At 38.2% G+C, this 19236-nt stretch carries 13 protein-coding genes; 8 read left to right on the top strand and 5 right to left on the bottom strand.

The window, feature by feature from the left end; genetic code table 11:
* Window positions 1-74 precede the first annotated feature (74 nt).
* From AC04QZ_RS22720 to AC04QZ_RS22700, 5 genes are all read left to right on the top strand, one after another.
* Complete coding sequence (locus AC04QZ_RS22720) at window positions 75-308, top strand: DUF1456 family protein (RefSeq protein ID WP_029274124.1); 234 nt, start codon at window positions 75-77, stop codon at window positions 306-308.
* Window positions 292-2988: an outer membrane beta-barrel protein gene (locus AC04QZ_RS22715; RefSeq protein ID WP_478359583.1), complete on the top strand. Its 2697-nt coding sequence runs from the start codon at window positions 292-294 to the stop codon at window positions 2986-2988. The genes AC04QZ_RS22720 and AC04QZ_RS22715 overlap by 17 nt, the downstream gene beginning before the upstream one ends.
* A gap of 44 nt (window positions 2989-3032) precedes the next feature.
* Window positions 3033-3767, top strand: a complete 735-nt coding sequence (locus AC04QZ_RS22710; RefSeq protein WP_478359582.1) for a GDSL-type esterase/lipase family protein — start codon at window positions 3033-3035, stop codon at window positions 3765-3767.
* A gap of 894 nt (window positions 3768-4661) precedes the next feature.
* Window positions 4662-5009 (top strand): hypothetical protein, encoded by a 348-nt coding sequence (locus tag AC04QZ_RS22705; RefSeq protein ID WP_478359581.1) that lies wholly within the window; start codon window positions 4662-4664, stop codon window positions 5007-5009.
* A gap of 19 nt (window positions 5010-5028) precedes the next feature.
* Complete coding sequence (locus AC04QZ_RS22700; protein ID WP_478359580.1) at window positions 5029-5412, top strand: hypothetical protein; 384 nt, start codon at window positions 5029-5031, stop codon at window positions 5410-5412.
* A gap of 215 nt (window positions 5413-5627) precedes the next feature.
* Here the strand turns inward: AC04QZ_RS22700 and ettA are convergent, their stop codons facing one another.
* From ettA to AC04QZ_RS22685, 3 genes are all read right to left on the bottom strand, one after another.
* Window positions 5628-7307 (bottom strand): energy-dependent translational throttle protein EttA, encoded by a 1680-nt coding sequence (gene ettA / locus AC04QZ_RS22695; protein ID WP_057932811.1) that lies wholly within the window; start codon window positions 7305-7307, stop codon window positions 5628-5630.
* 446 nt (window positions 7308-7753) lie between these two features.
* Window positions 7754-9253, bottom strand: a complete 1500-nt coding sequence (locus AC04QZ_RS22690) for a RagB/SusD family nutrient uptake outer membrane protein (RefSeq protein ID WP_478359579.1) — start codon at window positions 9251-9253, stop codon at window positions 7754-7756.
* A 17-nt stretch (window positions 9254-9270) separates the two neighbouring features.
* A complete protein-coding gene (locus AC04QZ_RS22685; protein ID WP_478359578.1) occupies window positions 9271-12177 on the bottom strand; it encodes a SusC/RagA family TonB-linked outer membrane protein in 2907 nt (968 codons plus the stop codon).
* A gap of 514 nt (window positions 12178-12691) precedes the next feature.
* Here AC04QZ_RS22685 and AC04QZ_RS22680 point away from each other — a divergent pair.
* From AC04QZ_RS22680 to AC04QZ_RS22670, 3 genes are all read left to right on the top strand, one after another.
* Window positions 12692-13189, top strand: coding sequence for a BLUF domain-containing protein (locus tag AC04QZ_RS22680; protein ID WP_478359577.1), 498 nt, complete (start codon window positions 12692-12694; stop codon window positions 13187-13189).
* Between the two features lie 549 nt (window positions 13190-13738).
* Window positions 13739-16291 (top strand): ATP-dependent Clp protease ATP-binding subunit, encoded by a 2553-nt coding sequence (locus AC04QZ_RS22675; RefSeq protein ID WP_029274130.1) that lies wholly within the window; start codon window positions 13739-13741, stop codon window positions 16289-16291.
* 142 nt (window positions 16292-16433) lie between these two features.
* Entirely contained in the window at window positions 16434-16946 is a 513-nt protein-coding gene (locus AC04QZ_RS22670; RefSeq protein ID WP_086547407.1) for a CAP domain-containing protein, read from the top strand.
* 121 nt (window positions 16947-17067) lie between these two features.
* On the opposite strand, the gene AC04QZ_RS22665 is transcribed toward AC04QZ_RS22670, so the two are convergent.
* Both AC04QZ_RS22665 and AC04QZ_RS22660 read right to left on the bottom strand, forming a co-directional pair.
* The gene (locus AC04QZ_RS22665) at window positions 17068-17940 is read right to left on the bottom strand and encodes an ATP-grasp domain-containing protein (protein ID WP_478359576.1); all 873 of its coding nucleotides are present in this window, start codon (window positions 17938-17940) and stop codon (window positions 17068-17070) included.
* A 182-nt stretch (window positions 17941-18122) separates the two neighbouring features.
* Window positions 18123-19190: a PA0069 family radical SAM protein gene (locus tag AC04QZ_RS22660; RefSeq protein ID WP_478359575.1), complete on the bottom strand. Its 1068-nt coding sequence runs from the start codon at window positions 19188-19190 to the stop codon at window positions 18123-18125.
* Between the last annotated feature and the right edge of the window lie 46 nt (window positions 19191-19236).

Here is a 19236-nt window from a genome sequence, read left to right as displayed (position 1 = left end):
ATTCAATCATGCGCTAATTCTCTAAATCAATCACTCAATCATCACTTAATCAATCTCTAATTCAAACATTAAAAATGAGCAACAACGATATATTAAAAAAACTAAGAGTAGCCTTATCATTAAAAACAGAAGATATAATCACCATTTGCGACCTTGTTGGATTTAAAGTTACCAAGGCAGAACTAGGCGATATTTTCAGAAATGAAGACCATGAAAATTTTAAACCTTGTGGCGATCAGATTCTGCGTAATTTTTTAAATGGTCTTGTGATTTACAAAAGAGGTCCGAGGGATGAGAAAAAGCAATAATTTATGCTTTTTATTATTTTTTATACTGATCACGCTTTCTGTTAACGCTCTCGCTCAGTCTCAGTTTAAAATAAGTGGTAACGTAATCGATTCTTTGAAAAAGCCTATTGAAGGTGTAAGCATCCGATTGATTACCGATAAAGATACCCTCCGCTCAAATTCTGACGGGAAAGGGAATTTTGCATTCGCGAAAGTAAGCCGCAATAAGTTCTATCTTAGCATTTCTGCATTGGGTTACAAGCCATTTGCCTCGATCTACGAAATCGAGTCGTCGAAAAAAAACGCCGTTTTAGAACCCATTATGCTCAAAATGGAAACCATCCGTCTCGAAGATGTAGAGGTTAAAGTAAAGGTAGATCCCATTAAAATCAAAAAAGATACCATTGAGTATAATGCTGCTGCCTACACCATCAGAGAAAATGATAAGGTGGAGGATCTGCTCAAACAACTACAGGGCGTTGAGGTCGACGAAAAAGGTGCTGTTACGGCAATGGGTAAAAAAATGACCAAGCTGCGGGTAAATGGTGAAGATTTTTTTACCAGTAACGTAGAAGATTACATCAGGCAGTTGCCTGCCGATATTATTGCTAAACTTCAGGTAATTGATGATTATGGAGACGAAGCTAATTTTACCGGCATAAAAGTGGGTACGCCACAAAAAATGTTAAACCTGGTTACTAAACCCGGTATGGATAAAGGTGTTTTTGGCGGCGTAAATATGAGTTCTGCCACCAATAATGCACATAACCTCGGCGGTAACGGGAGTATATGGAAAAAAACGAAGCAGATTGGTTTTGGAAGCCGTTATGGGATAACCAATAACGAGTTTACCAAAATGAACAACGGAGGTTTAAACGGTAATATCAGGGACAAAATTTCGAAGGAATTTAGCTTTAACGGTGCTTATCATTTTAGTAATGGAATTAATAAATCCATTCAGAGCAATTACCTCGAAACGTTTAATCCGCAGGGAACCATATTCGATTTGAGAGAAAGTGCAAATAATTCCAAATCGCTAAATAATAACATCAACTTGGGTTTAAATGGCGCCACAAAGAAGAATTATTTCAATATTTCGCTTAGTGGGGCTTTGGCCAATACCCGTAACGATGCGTTTTCAACTTCCAATAAAACAGGGTTTATCAAACAGGATCTTCTGTCCAATTCAGGTTCGCGGAATAGCAATCCTAATGTTAATGGAAGCATCAATTGGTCTCGCCGGCTGGCTAATAATAAGCGCTCGCTATCTATGGGATTTAATTTTGGCACAAGCGAAGGAAATTCGAACAGTAGAATTAACGACATTATCAGGTACTACAACGAAACCACTAACATACTGGTTAAAGATTCATTGCTAAACAGATTGGTTGATAATAATACCTCGAATTCTAATTTTGGGGGTAATTTCCAGTTTTCCAATTCATTAAAAAAGCCAAACGACAGTACAGGATATAGTTTTATTAATTTATCTTACCGTTTTTCAGTAAGCAGGAGCCAAAATTTGCAAACTACAACGGTAACTAATCCGGTGGGGAACGATTTTGTTGTCGATTCGTTGGGGCAGGATTATGTATCTAATTTTATTAATCAGAATTTCGGTATTGGCTTTAATACCAATGCAAAGCGGATCAGTTATAATTTAGGACTTAATTTTTCGCCCAGCATCATTATCGGGAAATACCAGAATACGGGGCAGGAGCTAAAAAACTACCAGTTAAATTTTTCGCCCTCTGCCAATTTAAGTTATCAGATTAAAGACAACGGGAATTTGAGTTTTGGCTACAATGGTTACACGAGTTCGCCCGACTTTAATAAACTGCAACCCGTTAGAAATAATAACGATGTACAGAACCTGATTATCGGTAATCCAGACCTGAAGGCAACATCGAGCCATACCGCCGATTTAAGCTACAATCAATTTGGCCTTAAATCGGGATTGAGTATTATGGCAGGTTTATCAGGAACTTTTGCTTTTAATAGCGTCGTGAGTAATACGGTTTTTCTGAGAGATACGCTCAACAGTTTAAAACAGCAAACGACCTATGAGAATGTAAATGGTATTTATAATGTGGGTGGTAATTATTCCTTAAATAAAAGGTTGTTAACCAATAAACTATCGCTCTCTGTCAATGGAAATATTGCCTATAGCCGTAATGTTTTTTATACCGAAAATGTATTAAACCGGAGTAGTGGAATTAACGTTTCGAACGCTTTTAGGTTTAACCTGAATGAGAAAAAATATTCTTTTAATACCAGCGTTTCGTATAGCTTTAGTTCAAATACCTATTCTGTAATGAACCAGAATATTAAGAATATCCAGGTGCTGGCTTTAAATGGCAGTGCCAGCTGGATTCCCAATAAACGTTTTAGGGTAAATGCATCAGCCTCTAAAAGTTTAAATTTTGGATACAATCTATATTCCGGTAACCCTTTATTGGTGAACATGGGATTAAATACCTCCTTTTTGAAGGATAATAAACTCCTCTTTTCTATTCAGGCCAACGATCTGTTTAATCAGGGAGCCCTCTTTAGTACCAGTATTAGCAATAATTCCATATCTGAAAACAGGACACGCTTTATCAGCCGCTTTGTGCAGGCAACCTTAGGTTATAATCTGAGCCAGTTTGGAAACAAAAGAAACAGAACTAATGTAAATTTAAGTGGAGTTGAATTTAATTAATCGGGAATTAATTAGTTTAGCGTTTCGTACAAACCGATTATCCCATGAAAAGTAAAATCCTGATCCTGTTTTTAATAGTCTTTGTAAATGTTTCATTTGCACAGCTGAAGACAGATTCGTTAAGTAATAAACCGAAAAAAGAGAATTTTGCTGATGACTGGGCTGCGCTAAGCAAGTATCAGAAAGAAAATGAACTTTTACCGCCGCCGGGCAGAAAAGAAAAAAGGGTTGTTTTTTTAGGGAGCTCGATATTCGAATTCTGGAAACAGAAAGATCCTGAATATTTTAATCATAATCCTTATTTGGATAGGGGGATCAGCGGACAGATTTCACCACAACTGCTTATCCGTTTTCGGCAGGATGTAATTAACCTTAAACCAAAAGTGGTGATTATTTTGGCCGGGAGTAATGATATTGCGGGCAATACCGGCCATGTTACCAACGATAAAATTATGGATAACATTAAATCGATGGCCGAACTGGCAAGGTTGCACCATATTAAAGTGATACTCTGTAAATACCTGCCTGTTTACGAATATCCATGGAACAGAAGCGTTAAAGCAGCCGATAGCATCGTGAACTTAAACGAAAAGATTGTGGCCTACGCTGAAGCAAGAAATTATACCATTTTAGATTATTGGACACCTCTGGTAGACGAAAGGAGAGGGCAGCGTGCCGAACTCACCGTTGATGGCGTTCATCCAAACCTGGCAGGTTATAAAATAATGGAAGAAGTGACGGATGTTGCGGTAAAAAAGGCTTTGAGGAATCGGCATTAGATCGATAAAGCCCTTAAATCGCGCTATCATTGATAAACTTCAATAGAAGGGTCGTCATTGCTTCCCTGTAAGGTCCTATCTTGAATGCACATCTTTTTTTAAGAATAGTTTATGCATAATGCTAGCCAACTTTAATAAAAGCACTGATTTTAACGAAGTACGCCGTCAATCCCAAGAGCCGGAAAAATCAAAAAAACAGGTGCTGTCTAGGTCAATTGGCATTAACAAACCTGAAACGCAGTGGTTTTGTGTTCATAACGATGATTTAATTTTAAAAAAAATATTGAACACAAAACAAAGTGCCGCTGTTTTTTTGATGTGAATGGGATTGTGCAAAAAGGCTCATTGCTGGATTGACAAAGCGTTTTGGGTACTTTGGCGCTCCAAAGTACCATGCCACCGCGGCATAGAGCGGAAAAATAAATAAATATTGATGTCAATATTTAATATTTATTTTAGAATCAGGGAATTCTCAATAACAGGAAAGGTGCTGATACAGAAGCTTCGGTATCAGTATGCTGATTGATCTAGCCAACGACGCTAAAAACAAATGTAAATTAGAGATGTGTCTGCACGATAGGAAAGGTCGGGGGCAGATTGTCGGCTGAAAAAGCCATCGGATAACGATGCTTAATGGCGGTTCTTTTTCAAATTTCCTTGTCATTAATATAGTGCTATACTATAAAATCATCGCTCAAGATAGAAGGTTTTATAATATATTTTTTTGTTTATAAACTTTCAATAATATTTGAAAGTTTAATAATGTTTATTTAGCTTTACATCGTGAAAGGGAACATGAAAGATAAAACAGTTAAGAAAGGGCTTTGGAGTCTGTTTTTTTTGCTTTTATTCTTTCAGTTTTTCCTGAAAGTTAAATAATAAAAACTACTGGTTATGGATTACAATATACTCGGATATGGCATCTTTATTACCGTTATCGTATTTATTATTGTAGTGGTTGGCAAAATCTGCTACCGGAACGGAAATATCTTTGTGGCTGAACTTATTCCCGACCATTTGGATCTCTGTCAGCAAATCAATAAATCACTGCTGGTTTCTTATTACCTGGTGAATATCGGGTACTGTGCCATGACGTTGGTGGGGTGGGAGACGATTACTTCCCTGCAGCAATTAATAGAAGTGATGGCTGTAAAAGTGGCCACCATTGTTAGCATCCTATCTGTTCTCCATTATTTAAATATCTATTTGCTTACCAATACCATTCATAAATTAATAAAATAACAATCTAAAATTTTCAATTATGGAAACGACCAAAATTTTAATCGGCTATGCAGTTTATTTACCAGTTGCACTTTTTTTGACTTTTTATGTTTCAAAAACGCTGTTTAAAAACAGTAAGGTATATATGTTAGATATTTTTAAAGGAAGAGAAGAGATTGCCAATGCAACGAACAAACTTTTCGAAACGGGTTTTTACCTGTTGAATATAGGTTTTGCACTCATGATTATGAAGATTACGATTTACACTAATGATTACCGCAACTTAATTGAAGCATTAAGTTCTAAGATTGGTGGCTTTGCAATTTATCTCGGTTTAATGCTCTTTATCAACCTGTACTTCTTTTTTAGAGGGAAACGCAAAGCGAAGGAAAATCAAAGACCTGCGCCTTTTCAACCTGCATAGATTATGAAAAAAATTGTCATCCTGAGCCTGTCGAAGGACCTACATAGATTTATCGTAAGCGTTTCGACAGGCTCAACGTGACATTTTTGAAAGAAAATTAAATTAAGACAGCCTCTTACTTTTGAAATTATCTTTTTCCAATCCCGAATTTGTGCTAAAATACTTCCAAATTGCGCCTCAAACAAAAAAGTCCCGATTTTCATCGGGACTTTGCATTAGTTAAGTTTTTTATATCTGATGCGTTTTGGGGTAACATCACCCAAACGTTTTTTACGGTTTTCTTCGTAATCTGAGTAGTTACCTTCAAAGAAATAAACTTCAGAGTTACCTTCGAAAGCCAGGATGTGTGTACAAATCCTATCTAAGAACCACCTATCGTGACTGATTACAACGGCACAGCCACCAAAGTTTTCTAAAGCTTCTTCCAGCGCACGTAAAGTGTTTACGTCGATATCGTTGGTTGGCTCATCCAGCAATAATACGTTTGCTCCTTTTTTCAGGGTAATGGCCAGGTGTACGCGGTTACGCTCACCACCGGATAGAATGCCAACTTTTTTCTGCTGATCGCCGCCATTAAAGTTGAACTTTGAAACATACGCACGTCCGTTAACGGCTTTCGTTCCCAACTGGATATTGTCTAATCCATCAGTAATGTTTTCGTAAACGGTTTTATCGGCATCTAAATCGTTGTGCATCTGATCTACATAACCCAGTTCTACCGTTTCACCTACACGGAAAGTGCCGGCATCAGCTTCTTCCTGTCCGGTAATTAAACGGAATAAAGTGGTTTTACCCGCTCCATTGGGGCCAATAATGCCCACAATACCTGCGGGAGGAAGCGAGAAATTTAAATTATCAAATAATACTTTATCGCCATAAGCTTTGGTAACGTTTGTTGCTTCAATCACCACATTACCCAAACGAGGTCCTGCAGGGATGAAAAGCTCTAATTTATCTTCTCTTTCTCTGCCGTCTTCTGAAGCTAATTTATCGTAGTTGGCTAAACGTGCTTTAGATTTTGCATGACGTGCTTTGGGCGCCATACGTACCCATTCTAATTCACGCTCTAAAGTTTTCTGGCGTTTGCTTTCTGTTTTCTCCTCTTGTGATAAACGTTTTGCTTTTTGATCTAACCAGCTGCTGTAATTTCCTTTCCATGGAATACCTTCACCGCGGTCTAACTCTAAAATCCATCCGGCAACGTTGTCTAAGAAATACCTATCGTGGGTAACGGCAATAACAGTTCCTTCGTAATTTTGTAAGAACTGCTCTAACCAATCGATACTTTCGGCATCCAGGTGGTTGGTAGGCTCATCCAATAGTAAAACATCAGGGTGTTGAAGCAATAAACGACACATGGCCACACGACGGCGCTCACCACCTGATAATACACCGATTTTAGTGTCAGGATCAGGACAACGTAAGGCATCCATGGCTCTTTCTAATTTCGAATCGATTTCCCAGGCACCTAAAGCATCAATTTTATCCTGAAGTTCGCCTTGTCTGGCCATCAGTTTATCCATGGCATCGGGATCGGAGTAGTTTTCTTCTAAGCCGAAAGCTTCGTTTACCTCTTCGTATTCTTTTAAAATAGCCGTTACTTCGGCAACGCCTTCTTCAACTACTTCGCGAACGGTTTTTTCCGGATCTAAGATCGGCTCCTGAGCTAAATAACCCACTGAATAGCCTGGTGAGAAAACCACTTCGCCCTGATAAGACTTATCTAAACCGGCAATAATTTTTAAAAGTGATGACTTACCAGAACCGTTTAAGCCGATAACCCCGATTTTGGCACCGTAAAAGAAAGAAAGGTAAATATTTTTTAAAACCTGTTTTTGTGGAGGGTAAATTTTATTTACACCTGCCATTGAAAATATGATTTTCTCGTCTGACATTATAATGTATTGTTTTTAAAGTAGTTTAATGCTATGATATTAAAGGAAGGTCAACCGTTTTTCTTACAGACTGATTTTACCCAACCAAATAATGGCAAAGCCAAAATTGCTTACAAAGATAAGAACAACAAGCCCATTACAAAGTGCTTTATGATTATACTTTAATAAACTTTTAGCCACAGAAGCACAGGTAAACAGGGAATGGTTTTCTGCATCACGCTAACTAATAAATCAATGCCTAATGAACGAATAAACTACAATTCTAATCTCGTTTTAATGTAATTATCATTATTCGCTCATAAAATAAATCATGTTGTATAACGAAATACAAAAGTTTTACATTTAACCAGCGGATTAATTCTTAGTAGATACCGTAAACATTAGTTAAAACAAAAGCCTTTCAGGATTGAAAGGCTTTTGCATTTTGATCATATGATTTGCCCTTGCTAAGGGTTTTGAGATAAATTAGGATTTTTATCTCTTTCAGTTTGTGGAATAAAATAAATTACCCGCGCATCAGTTGGGTTAATGGTTTGATTAACTGAGCCATTAATGGTAGAATGTGTACCAGGATAATCTCTTACTACCGGACGGTTATTCCTAAACAGATCATAAGCCCGCTGACATTCAAAAGCTAATTCTAGCCATCTTTCTTCCAATACAATATCTAAAATACTATGTGCTGGTGTCACATCAGCTAACGTATATGTCGGAATTCCGGCACGGGTTCTAATTACATTCACATCATCTAATGCCAGTTGTGTGTTGTTCAGTTTGGCATTAGCTTCTGCTCTGTTCAGGTACATTTCTGCCAAACGAAGGTATACCGGCGATGTTAAGTTGATCACACCTTCCTGCAGGTTATTTTTATTCACGTAATAGATAGGCGCAGCCGGTGTTAATTTTGTGTTTAACTGTTGTACACCATTTACGATTAGCGGCGAAATAAAGCTTTTTCTTTTATCCTGAGGATATTTATTAAGGAAATTATAATACTTTACAGAAGCATATATTTCTCCCCATCCGCTTTCTCCCTGACCCAGCGCATTACCATTGGCATCGCCGCTATAGTATAACGAACCAATAGCCGAATAATCGTAGTTTTCAGTTTTGGTGTGTTTGATGGCAAAAATGCTTTCCTTGTTGGTTTCGGGTGCCACCCTAAAATAGGTCTGGTATTCGGCATTTTGAAGTAACTGATATTTATTTGAACTAATTACCAGGTTGGCATATTCTATTGCTTTGGCATTGTTATCCATGTACAGATAAACCCTCGATAGAAGTGCATAAGCAGCCATTTTAGAAGCAAAACTATTGCCTTTTTCATCCTTTATCAACTGTGCTGCTTTTAAAAGATCGGCAATTACAAAATCGTAAACCTGAGCTACGGTACTCCTTTTGATGACATAAGCATCAGCTTCGCTTACTGTTTCGCTTAAAATTGGAACTCCAGGATTGGTTGTCGGATTTTGCTGATAAGGCCTTCCAAACATCCGTACTAAATTAAAATGTAACATCGCTCTGAGAAACAGGTTTTCTCCTTTTACCTGCAATAATTCTGCTGACGAAGCATCTGGAATGCGGCTGATGATTTTATTGGTTGCCGATGCCACATAATAGGCTTGCTGGAAATAAGTAGTGGCATTGGCAGAATTTACCAAATGTGTATACTTATACAGGTTAGTCACATCGCTTGAAGAGTTCTGGCCTTGAGCCACTTCATCAGAAGGGAGCTCAGCTAACCAATGGTAGTTGTTTTCATAATTTAGCGATTTTAGGGTAGCATAGTTACCTAAGGTGGCTGTTCGCATACCGTCAATCGTATTTAAAAGATCGGTATCTTCCACTCTGTCAGAAGGAAGATAAGTTTTACGACAAGCAGATGCGGTAAAAAGAATACTGGCTGCAATGGCGATTTTTATGATGTGATTATGATATATTTTCATGGTAATCTTATTAATGGTTAGAATGTTAGGTTAACGCCAAAAACAAATCTTCTGCTGGTTGGATATCTGAAAGAAGATATACCTCCGGTTAAATCAACCTCAGGATCTACGCCTGAAAATTTGGTTGCCGTAAACAAGTTGTCTCCACTCACGTATAAACGGGCAGCATTTATCGAAGCCTTTTTTAACCAGTTTGTGGGTAAGTTATACCCTACAGTTACATTCCTCAATCTTAAATAACTTCCATCTTCTAAGAAGCGGGTAGAGCTTTGGTGCGATTGAAGATTGCCGCCAAATTTAGCCTGAGGATGGGTTGCATCGGTTTGGCCAGGGGTTGTCCACCTTACCGAACCTTTAGGTAATACCTGCTGATTATAACTTTCGTAAACGCCATCGTTATCGAAATAGAAACGGCTATCATTATATACCCAGTTGCCATATACAAAATTTAAAAAGGCCGAGAGGGTAAAGTTTTTATATTCCAGTGTATTGGTTAATCCACCGCTAAATTTTGGTGCTGATGATTTACCTGTATATTGTCTGGTCGCCTGATTGTAAGTGCTGGTTACACCTGTAGGATCATCTAATTTTTCCCAAAGGGGTTTGCCATCAGCCGGATTTACGCCAGCCCATTTTTGCATGTACCATTCATCCATATCTTGGCCCAAAGCGATGGGTTGTGTACTGGTATTTACCACCAATAAACCCTGGTTTAGTTCCATAACTTTGTTGCGGTTAAAAGACATGTTAAAACTGGTTTCCCAGTTAAAGTCTTTCTGCTGAATATTTTTAGAGTTGATCGTAAACTCAATACCTCTGTTTCTTATGGCACCAATATTTCTTCTGATATTCTGATAACCAACAGTTGTAGGAAGTGGTACTGCAAATAATAAATCAGAGTTACGTTTGTCGTAAGCATCAACGGTAATATCAATGCGTTTAAATAAACCAAAATCTAAGCCCACATTGTAGGTTCTTGATTTCTCCCAGGTTAAATCCGGGTTGACAATTTGATTAGGGAAAGCACCAGTTTGGCCATTATAAGAGGCGGTCGCATTTAAATTATACAATCCAAACGACTGGTAGTAATCAATACCACCTTGGTTACCCGTAGTACCTGCACTGGCTCTTAGCTTAAGGAAGGTGATGGTTTTATTGTCTTTTAAGAAATTTTCGTTAGATAAAATCCACGAGGTTCCGAACTGGTAGAAAGTTGCGGCCGGATTGTTTTTTCCAAATCTGGAGGCATATTCATTTACAACAGATGCTACCAGATAATACTTGCTTTGGAAACTGTAATCGGCCTGTGCCAGGTATTTTATATTTCTATAACCATCGTAAGTGCCTGTGGGTTTATTTGTAATGTCAGTGGCCGTACTAATCGCGTCCATTCCTGCAGGAAGACCCTTAGCGGTAATTCCACTGGCATCGTATTGATAAGTTTCTATTTCTGCAACACCTAAAACACTTAGGTTATGGTTACCTAGATTTACATTATACTTAATTCTGTTCGATGATAAAAGTGTAGTAGAAAAGGTATTGCTTAAAGATGCGGTACCTAGGTTTGTAGCGCCACTCTGACTTCTTCTATCATAATAATTGTTCGATCTGCCATTGGCAATGGTGGCTCTGTTGTAACTGGAAACGGTTAGGTTTTTAAGGAGGTCATAATCCAGGTTTACATCGCCGGTTGTGGTAAAACTTCTTGCTTTTGAGTAATTGTACTGTAAACTCTGTAAAAAATTTGAGCGGTCTCTGCCTTTCCAGGAAGGAATATTACGTGGGTCAGTTGGGCTGCCATCCGCATTGTAAGCCGGATCGTATGGCATATTTAAATAAGCCTGGTAAACGGCACTTTCAGGATTAAGGTTATCGTTAATTACAATTCCACTTAACAAGGCTGTTAATTTTAGTTTTTTAGTTAACTGCGAAGTAAGGTTAGCCCTCAAACTATATTGTGTTTTATCGTTGTTGATTAAAGTTCCTTCTTCTTTAAAATAATTGCCTGAAATATAAAATTGAGTTTTCTCACTCCCTCCTGATGCGGTTAGGGTATGGTTATTTATCATAGCTGTTCTAAATGCCTCATTCCACCAATCGGTATTGGTGTTTAGTACCGAAGCAGCTGGTGGGGTGGTAAAGAAAGATTTCTGGTAATCGTAAAGTTGTTGGGCATCCATTAGCTTAAAGTTCCCAGTAGTCGCTTTTGCAATACCAATGGTCGAGTTTAGGCTAAATCGGGTTTCTCCTGATTTCCCTTTTTTAGTCGTTACAATAATAACACCGTTGGCCGCTCTCGATCCATATAAACCTGTGGCTGCGGCATCTCTCAATATGGTAATATTATCTACATCGGCAGGGTTGTAGGTTCCGCCAATATTTCCGTCAACTACAACGAGCGGACCAATCCCTGCATTTATCGTACCCACACCACGAACCACCACGGTTGAGCCAGCAGTTGGATCGCCGGAGGCAGAACTCGCCACTACACCGGGCGCTTTACCCTGTAACAGGTTTCCGAGGTTTACAGAGGTTACATCGTTAAGCTTCGAGCCGCTTACGGTCGTTACGGCACTCGAAATTTCTGATTTCTTCTTTGCTGTATAACCCACAACGGTTACAGCATCCAGTTCAGTTGTTTGATCTACTAAGGAAACATTAACGGAAGTATTTGCGCCTACTTTAATGGTTTGGGTAGTAAACCCCAGGGCTTTAAACTCCAGGGTACTTTCATTGTCTGCGCTAATGGCATATTTTCCATTTGCATCTGTTTGTACAGCCGTTTTGGTCCCCAGCACGGTTACGGTTATCCCGGGAAGCGGGAGTTTTTTACTGTCAGTTACCGTACCTGAAATAGTACGGTTTTGTGCCTTTACTGCCAAAATACACGCAATAAAGGAAATCATTAAAAGAAATCTCTTCATGTTTTTTAGGTTAGATTGTTGTTATATTGTTTTTCTGTTGAGGAGCATTAATCAGATTACGGCGGGCTAAAAGTTATTCTCAGGTTCATTAATAATATACTTTTTGTAAAATGATTATTACTAAACTATAACCATAAAAGGCAATATCAAATCGCGAATGCAGCGCAAACGTTTGCTTGAAATATCCTGGTAAAGCGGGATGGATGGTTATTTAAGCCTTTTTTGGGTGGGATAAAGCCTATGCGGCTTGGTACTTCTGATATTATTAAACGCAAACGTTTGCCTCTGCCGGCTTAATTGCAGATTAAAAAAAGGAAGAAATGAATTTTTTGATGGGATGAAATATGCTTATCATTCTTTTGGATTACTCATGAATGCAGATAAATGATAGATTTGTTGGTGCTTTTTAATCGAATTTTAGCAGTTGTGGTTGGGTTTCGTTTGTTTTTTATGAGAATAATCAGATAATAAGCGCGTTTTATGAAAAAACAGAAAATTTAGCGTTAATTACCCTATGGAATTAGAAAATGAACTTTTAACCCCCGTTTTTTATTTAATTTATACAAGCATTGCGAGCAGCTTGTTTAATAATGGAGAACTTAGAGCCTTGCTTAATCAGTGTAGAGATTTTAATAACCGGAATAATATTACCGGGATATTATTATATGTAAGAGGTTTGCAAATCACAAAGAGTAAAGGTAGGTTTATGCAACTGCTTGAAGGAGATGAACGCATTATCCGCAGGCTTTTTAACAAAATCGTAAACGACGAACGTCATGAATCAGTTGTTTTGCTGCAAATAGGTAAATATGAGCGGCGCTGTTTTACAGATTGGAGTATGGGATTTGAGCAGGCCGATGGAGAGCTTTATCAATCGCTATCAGGCCATTTCGATTTAAATGAGGTCGTTTCACAATGCGATAAACTTGGTGTTACCGATGTTCCGTTGCATTTTTTGCAGAAGTTATCTTCAAACCATAAAGAGCAGCTTACCGAAGCACTATATGGTTAAAATGGTTAAGGCAATTGATGTTGATTTCTGAATAAAGGACAGCTTATTATTTATGATAAATGAATTACAATAAACTACTGACTTCAAAAACAAAAACAACCTAATTACAGTTAACTTCGTATTAACGTTATAATAGGTATGGCTAATTGAAATTAGTTTGTTGATTTTTATCTAATGAAATTGTTAAATGATGTCACGTTCTTTTTATTTTTCTGTCAAAACTTGTAAATTGCCTAAGTAAAAAGATACAAATTGTCAGTTTTTGATGGCGAAAAAATACTTACAATAAACCGACAATAAAATATCTGTAACCGGATGTTTTTGGCAAATGTCCCTTTAAAACCTATATAACACTTATTACGTAGATAGATATAAATAAAATAATATTTATCTAAACGATAATCTTACATTGAATTTTGGGTTCTCAGGCATTCAAAAGCCTCTTTATCCACCCATATGGCGCAATTGTTGATAAAATAAAGAAAACAGTACGTTCGTTTTTATAAAGTTATTTTATAGTTTAGGGACGTAGCTGTTAAGAAAGGTATTATGGAAGCAAAATTTTCACCACAGGTTAAAGATGTAATCTCTTTTAGTAGGGAGGAAGCGCTCCGCTTAGGGCACGATTACATCGGAACCGAGCATTTATTATTGGGCCTCATCCGCGAAGGCGATGGCATGGCTATAAAAATTTTACGATCGTTAGGAGTTGATACCGGTAAATTGCGCCGCTCAATTGAAGATGCCGTTCGCGGTACTTCGAGTGTTACAGTAAACTTAGGCAATATTCCATTAACAAAACAGGCAGAAAAAGTTTTAAAAATCACTTACTTAGAGGCCAAAATATTTAAAAGCGATTTAATTGGCACCGAACATTTGTTGTTATCGGTTTTGAGAGATGATGATAACATCGCCTCACAAATCTTATTACAGTATGGCGTTACTTACGATGTTTTTAAACAGGAGGTTGAAGTGAATAAAAATGGTTTCAGAGATGATATCTCAAATAGTGCTTCCACAGGAGGCGATGATGATTATCGCGAAGAGGAAAGCTTTAGTACGCCAAAAAAGGTTTCAGATATAAAATCTAAAACCCCTGTTTTGGATAATTTCGGTCGTGATTTAACAAAAGCTGCAGAAGAAGGTCGCTTAGACCCAATTGTAGGACGCGAGAAAGAAATTGAACGTGTATCGCAGATTTTATCACGTAGAAAAAAGAACAATCCAATTTTAATTGGAGAGCCAGGTGTAGGTAAGTCGGCAATTGCAGAAGGTTTGGCCTTACGCATTGTACAACGTAAAGTTTCGCGTGTGCTTTTTGGCAAGCGTGTAGTGACATTAGATTTGGCTTCTTTAGTGGCCGGTACAAAATACCGTGGCCAGTTCGAAGAACGTATGAAAGCCGTGATGAACGAGCTTGAAAAATCTACTGATGTAATTTTATTTATTGATGAGATCCACACCATTGTTGGTGCCGGTGGTGCATCAGGTTCATTAGATGCATCCAATATGTTCAAACCTGCTTTGGCGAGGGGCGAGATTCAATGTATTGGTGCCACAACCTTAGATGAGTACCGTCAGTATATTGAAAAAGATGGTGCTTTAGACCGTCGTTTCCAAAAAGTGATGGTAGAACCCGCTACGCCGGATGAAACAGTAGAGATTTTAACACGTATTAAAGATAAGTACGAAGAACACCACGGTGTAACCTATACTGATGAAGCGATTTTAGCTTGTGTTACCTTAACATCGCGTTATATTTCTGATCGTTTCTTACCAGACAAAGCAATTGATGCTTTAGATGAAGCAGGTTCGCGTGTTCACTTAACCAACATTCACGTTCCGCAGAATATTATTGATATCGAAGCTAAAATTGAAGATATCAAATTAGAGAAAAACAAAGTTGTACGTAGCCAGAAATATGAGGAAGCGGCAAAACTACGCGATACAGAGAAAAATTTAATTGAAGAATTAGATAAAGCTAAAGCGGAGTGGGAAGCTGAAACCAAAACTAAACGTTACGAAGTCTCAGAAGATAATGTAGCCGAAGTGGTTTCGATGATGACAGGTATTCCGGTACAACGTGTTGGACAAACAGACAGTGCCAAACTGTTGAACATGTACGATAAAGTGGCCGAGAAAATTATCGGTCAGGATGATGCGATTAAAAAGTTAACCAAAGCTATCCAACGTACAAGAGCTGGATTAAAAGATCCTAAAAAGCCAATTGGTTCATTTATTTTCTTAGGTCCAACAGGCGTAGGTAAAACAGAACTGGCAAAAGAACTGGCTCGTTTCATGTTCGATAGTGATGATTCTCTGATCCAGATCGATATGAGTGAGTACATGGAGAAATTTGCGGTTTCACGTTTAGTGGGAGCGCCTCCGGGATACGTAGGTTACGAAGAAGGTGGACAATTAACTGAAAAAGTTAGAAGAAAACCTTATGCTGTAATCTTATTGGATGAGATTGAAAAAGCACACCCTGATGTATTCAATATCTTATTGCAGGTTTTGGATGAAGGACAGTTAACCGATAGTTTGGGTCGTAAAGTTGATTTTAGAAATACAATCATCATCATGACTTCTAATATTGGTGCCCGTCAACTTAAAGATTTTGGACAAGGCGTTGGTTTCTCTACAGCAGCGAAAACAAACCAGGCCGATTCTCACAGTCGTGGTGTAATAGAAAGCGCATTAAAACGTGCTTTTGCTCCTGAGTTCTTAAACCGTGTTGATGATGTAGTGGTATTCAATAGCTTAGGTAAAGATGAAATCTTCAGAATTATCGATATCGAATTAAAAGCTTTATTCGGTCGCGTTCATACCCTTGGTTATGAAATTGCATTAACCGAGAATGCTAAAGAATACATTGCTGAGAAAGGTTTTGACAGTAATTTTGGTGCCCGTCCGTTAAAAAGGGCCATCCAGAAATATTTAGAAGATCCAATTGCAGAAGAGATTCTTAAAGGCGAGCTGGCTGAAGGTGATGTTTTAGAAATTGATTACGATAAAACGACAGAGCTGATTTCGATCAACCACAAAAAAGGTGAAAAGAAAAAAGAAGAGCCGAAACAAGAAGAAGATTCTTCCAGTAAATAAATAGGAAACTCCCGATGAAAATCGGGAGTTTTTTGTTTTAGGTTTATCCTGCTATTTCTTGCTTCTGGAGTGTGAAAAAGAGGGTATAAATTATTTCTTTTTAAAGAAAATCCTTGTATCTTTCCTTAAACTATCCTGATTAATGAAACTAATTGCCTTTCCCTTAGTGTGTTTAGCGCTATGTTGCGCATTATCCTGTAAAAAAGGAGCTGATGATTCGGCCGGAACAAATGACCCGCCTGTACTTTCTACAACAACTAATATTAATAACGAAGCCTTGCTAAAATTAGTAAACGATACCCGTTTAGCTGGTTGTAATTGTGGAACAACTGTTATGCCTCCGGTTGCTGCACTCACCTGGAACATAAATTTAGGCGCTGCAGCTATTGGCCACAGTAAGTACATCGCATCGATAAAAAGCTTAACCCATAGCTCTGCCAATGGTGATAATGTGGGTGCCCGGGTTAAAGCAACAGGTTACAACTGGACAACAGTCGGTGAAAATATTGCTGTTGGCCAAACCACCGAAGTGCAGGTTTTTAACGACTGGATTAAAAGTGAAGATCACTGCAAAAATATCATGAATGCCGCCTTTAAAGAAATGGGAGCAGCTAAAACAGATAATTACTGGGTTCAGGATTTTGCAGCTAAATAAATTATTTCGTCATTTCGAGCGGAGTGCAACGCAGGCGAGAAATCTATAATAGATCTCTCTTCCAGACATTCGGGACTACGTTTCAGTCGAGATGACGACTTTCTTATGGGAATGCTCTTTTTTACACCAACTCCTTTAACGCTTGATAATACCTGTCATAATTTTGAGGATTGGTATTCAGGAATAAAAAAGGTTCGATGAGCTCCAATTCCATCAGTAAAAATTCGCCATTAACAAAAGTACCATCAACCCGCGCATAAAGGCAATCTTTAGCAAATAAGGTTACATATTGCTGTGCAGTAGCCACCAGCTCTTCACCGGGTTTTTGGGGATGAACAGATCCGCCATGGGCAGGTTGTACCCTAAAGTCGCCAGGTTTTGCCTGTTTGATTAACGAATGACTATACCCGCCATTAAAAAAAATGAAAGACCATTCACCGCTTTCCAGGATCTCAGATAGAAATGGCTGAATGATAAAATCTTCATATTGAATAAGGTGATTTAACTTTTGATTCACCTCTTTCACATTATCAATGGTGACCTTGAATGTATTTTTTGCACCGCCACTCACACAAGGTTTTACAATTAACTTATCGGTATTAAATTTTTCAAAGAAATCCTCAAGACTTATACTTTTTTGATTTTGAATAAAAAAACTAGGTGTAATCTTTAAGCCTGCGGCTTCGATTTCCTGCAGATACAGTTTATTTGCATTCCACCTTACTGTCTCAACAGGGTTAAGCAATTTTACTTTTTTTGCTTCCAGTTGATCAAGCCAGCTGTAAAATTCTTCAATCAGGTCAAAATAGTCCCATGGCGATTTTAAAATGGCAAGCGAATAATCTTCCCAGTTAATATTCGGATCATTCCAGATTACTTTTTCAATGTTCAATCCCTTTTTTTTCAGGAAATGTAAGAGTTTATCATCCTCGCTTTCAACTGTGGTGCTATCATAAGCGCCTTTATCCAGATAGGTTACTAGTGCAATATTCATAGCGTTAAAACTAAGTTTTATAATAGTGGATTACAAATCCACCTCTCACAGATCCCGATTGCAAAATTGACGGCGTTCTTCGGTATAGCCTGTACTTCCCTTAGCGTGATGCTTAAACTATTCTTGAAAAAGATGTGTCAACACGGTAGTATTATCAATCGGGGCCAGCGCACATAAAAACTTTAAAACAGACTGACCTGGTTACTCGGGATTTTGAACAAAGTGTGGTCTAAAATAATATCTTTTACATTCAAGCCATTTAAGCGGCAATGCAGCCTGAAATTATCCCTGATCATTTGAGAAATATTTCCATCTCCACGCATCCTATCTCCGAATCGGCTATCATTTACATTGCCTCCATGGCAACTTTGAATCATGTGCCAAACCTTATCAAAACGGTCTGGAAAATTTTTCTGCAACCAATCTTCAAATATCTGTCCAATGGCTCCGTTTAGCCTCACCACGGTGTAACCGGCTTTAATGGCGCCGGCATTGGCTACGGCTTTTAAAATTTTAGGAATTTCATGGTCGCTTAAACCGGGCACAAGCGGGGCAACCATTACGCCCATAGGGATTCCGTCTTTACTCAGTTCTTCTACCACCTTTAAGCGTTGCTTAGCTGTTGTGGTGCGGGGTTCCATTACCTGTCGCAAATCTTCATTTAAGCTATTGATGGAAACATAAACCATGCAGAGATTTAGCTTAGCCATTTCTTGCAGAATATCCCGGTCGCGAAGAATAAGCGAATTTTTGGTAATCATACCAATAGGCTGTTTGTAGGCCAATGCAATTTCAAGCAGCTGTCTGGTAAGTTTAAACTTTCTTTCGGCAGGTTGGTAGCAATCGGTATTGCCAGAAAGGGAAATGGTGGTGGCATCCCATCCTTTTTTCTCTAAAAATTTTTTAAATAATGCCGGCGCTTCTTTTTTAACAATTATTTTCCGCTCAAATTCTATCCCTGCGCTATAACCCCAATATTGGTGTGAATTGCGGGCATAACAATAGGTACAACCATGTTCGCAACCTTGATAGGGGTTTAAAGAATAAGCCATGCCAACATCGGGGCTGTCAACTTTGTTCACAATGGTTTTCGAATTTTCAAAAATAAAGGAGGTTTTAGGATCGCTTTCCTCCCAATCGTCTATGCCTTCATCATGTTCCTTTACATAAACGTCCTTTAAAAATTTGTTATGTGGATTAACCTGAGCGCCCCGTCCTTTAAAATATTGTTTTTCTTCTTCGCCAATCATAGATTAAAATTACTAATATTTTTAGTAATTTAACTTTCTAAAAAAG

It is taken from the genome of Pedobacter folensis (assembly GCF_056490665.1).
Note: the sequence above shows the minus strand (reverse complement) of the source record. Positions and strands in the feature narration are given on the sequence as shown.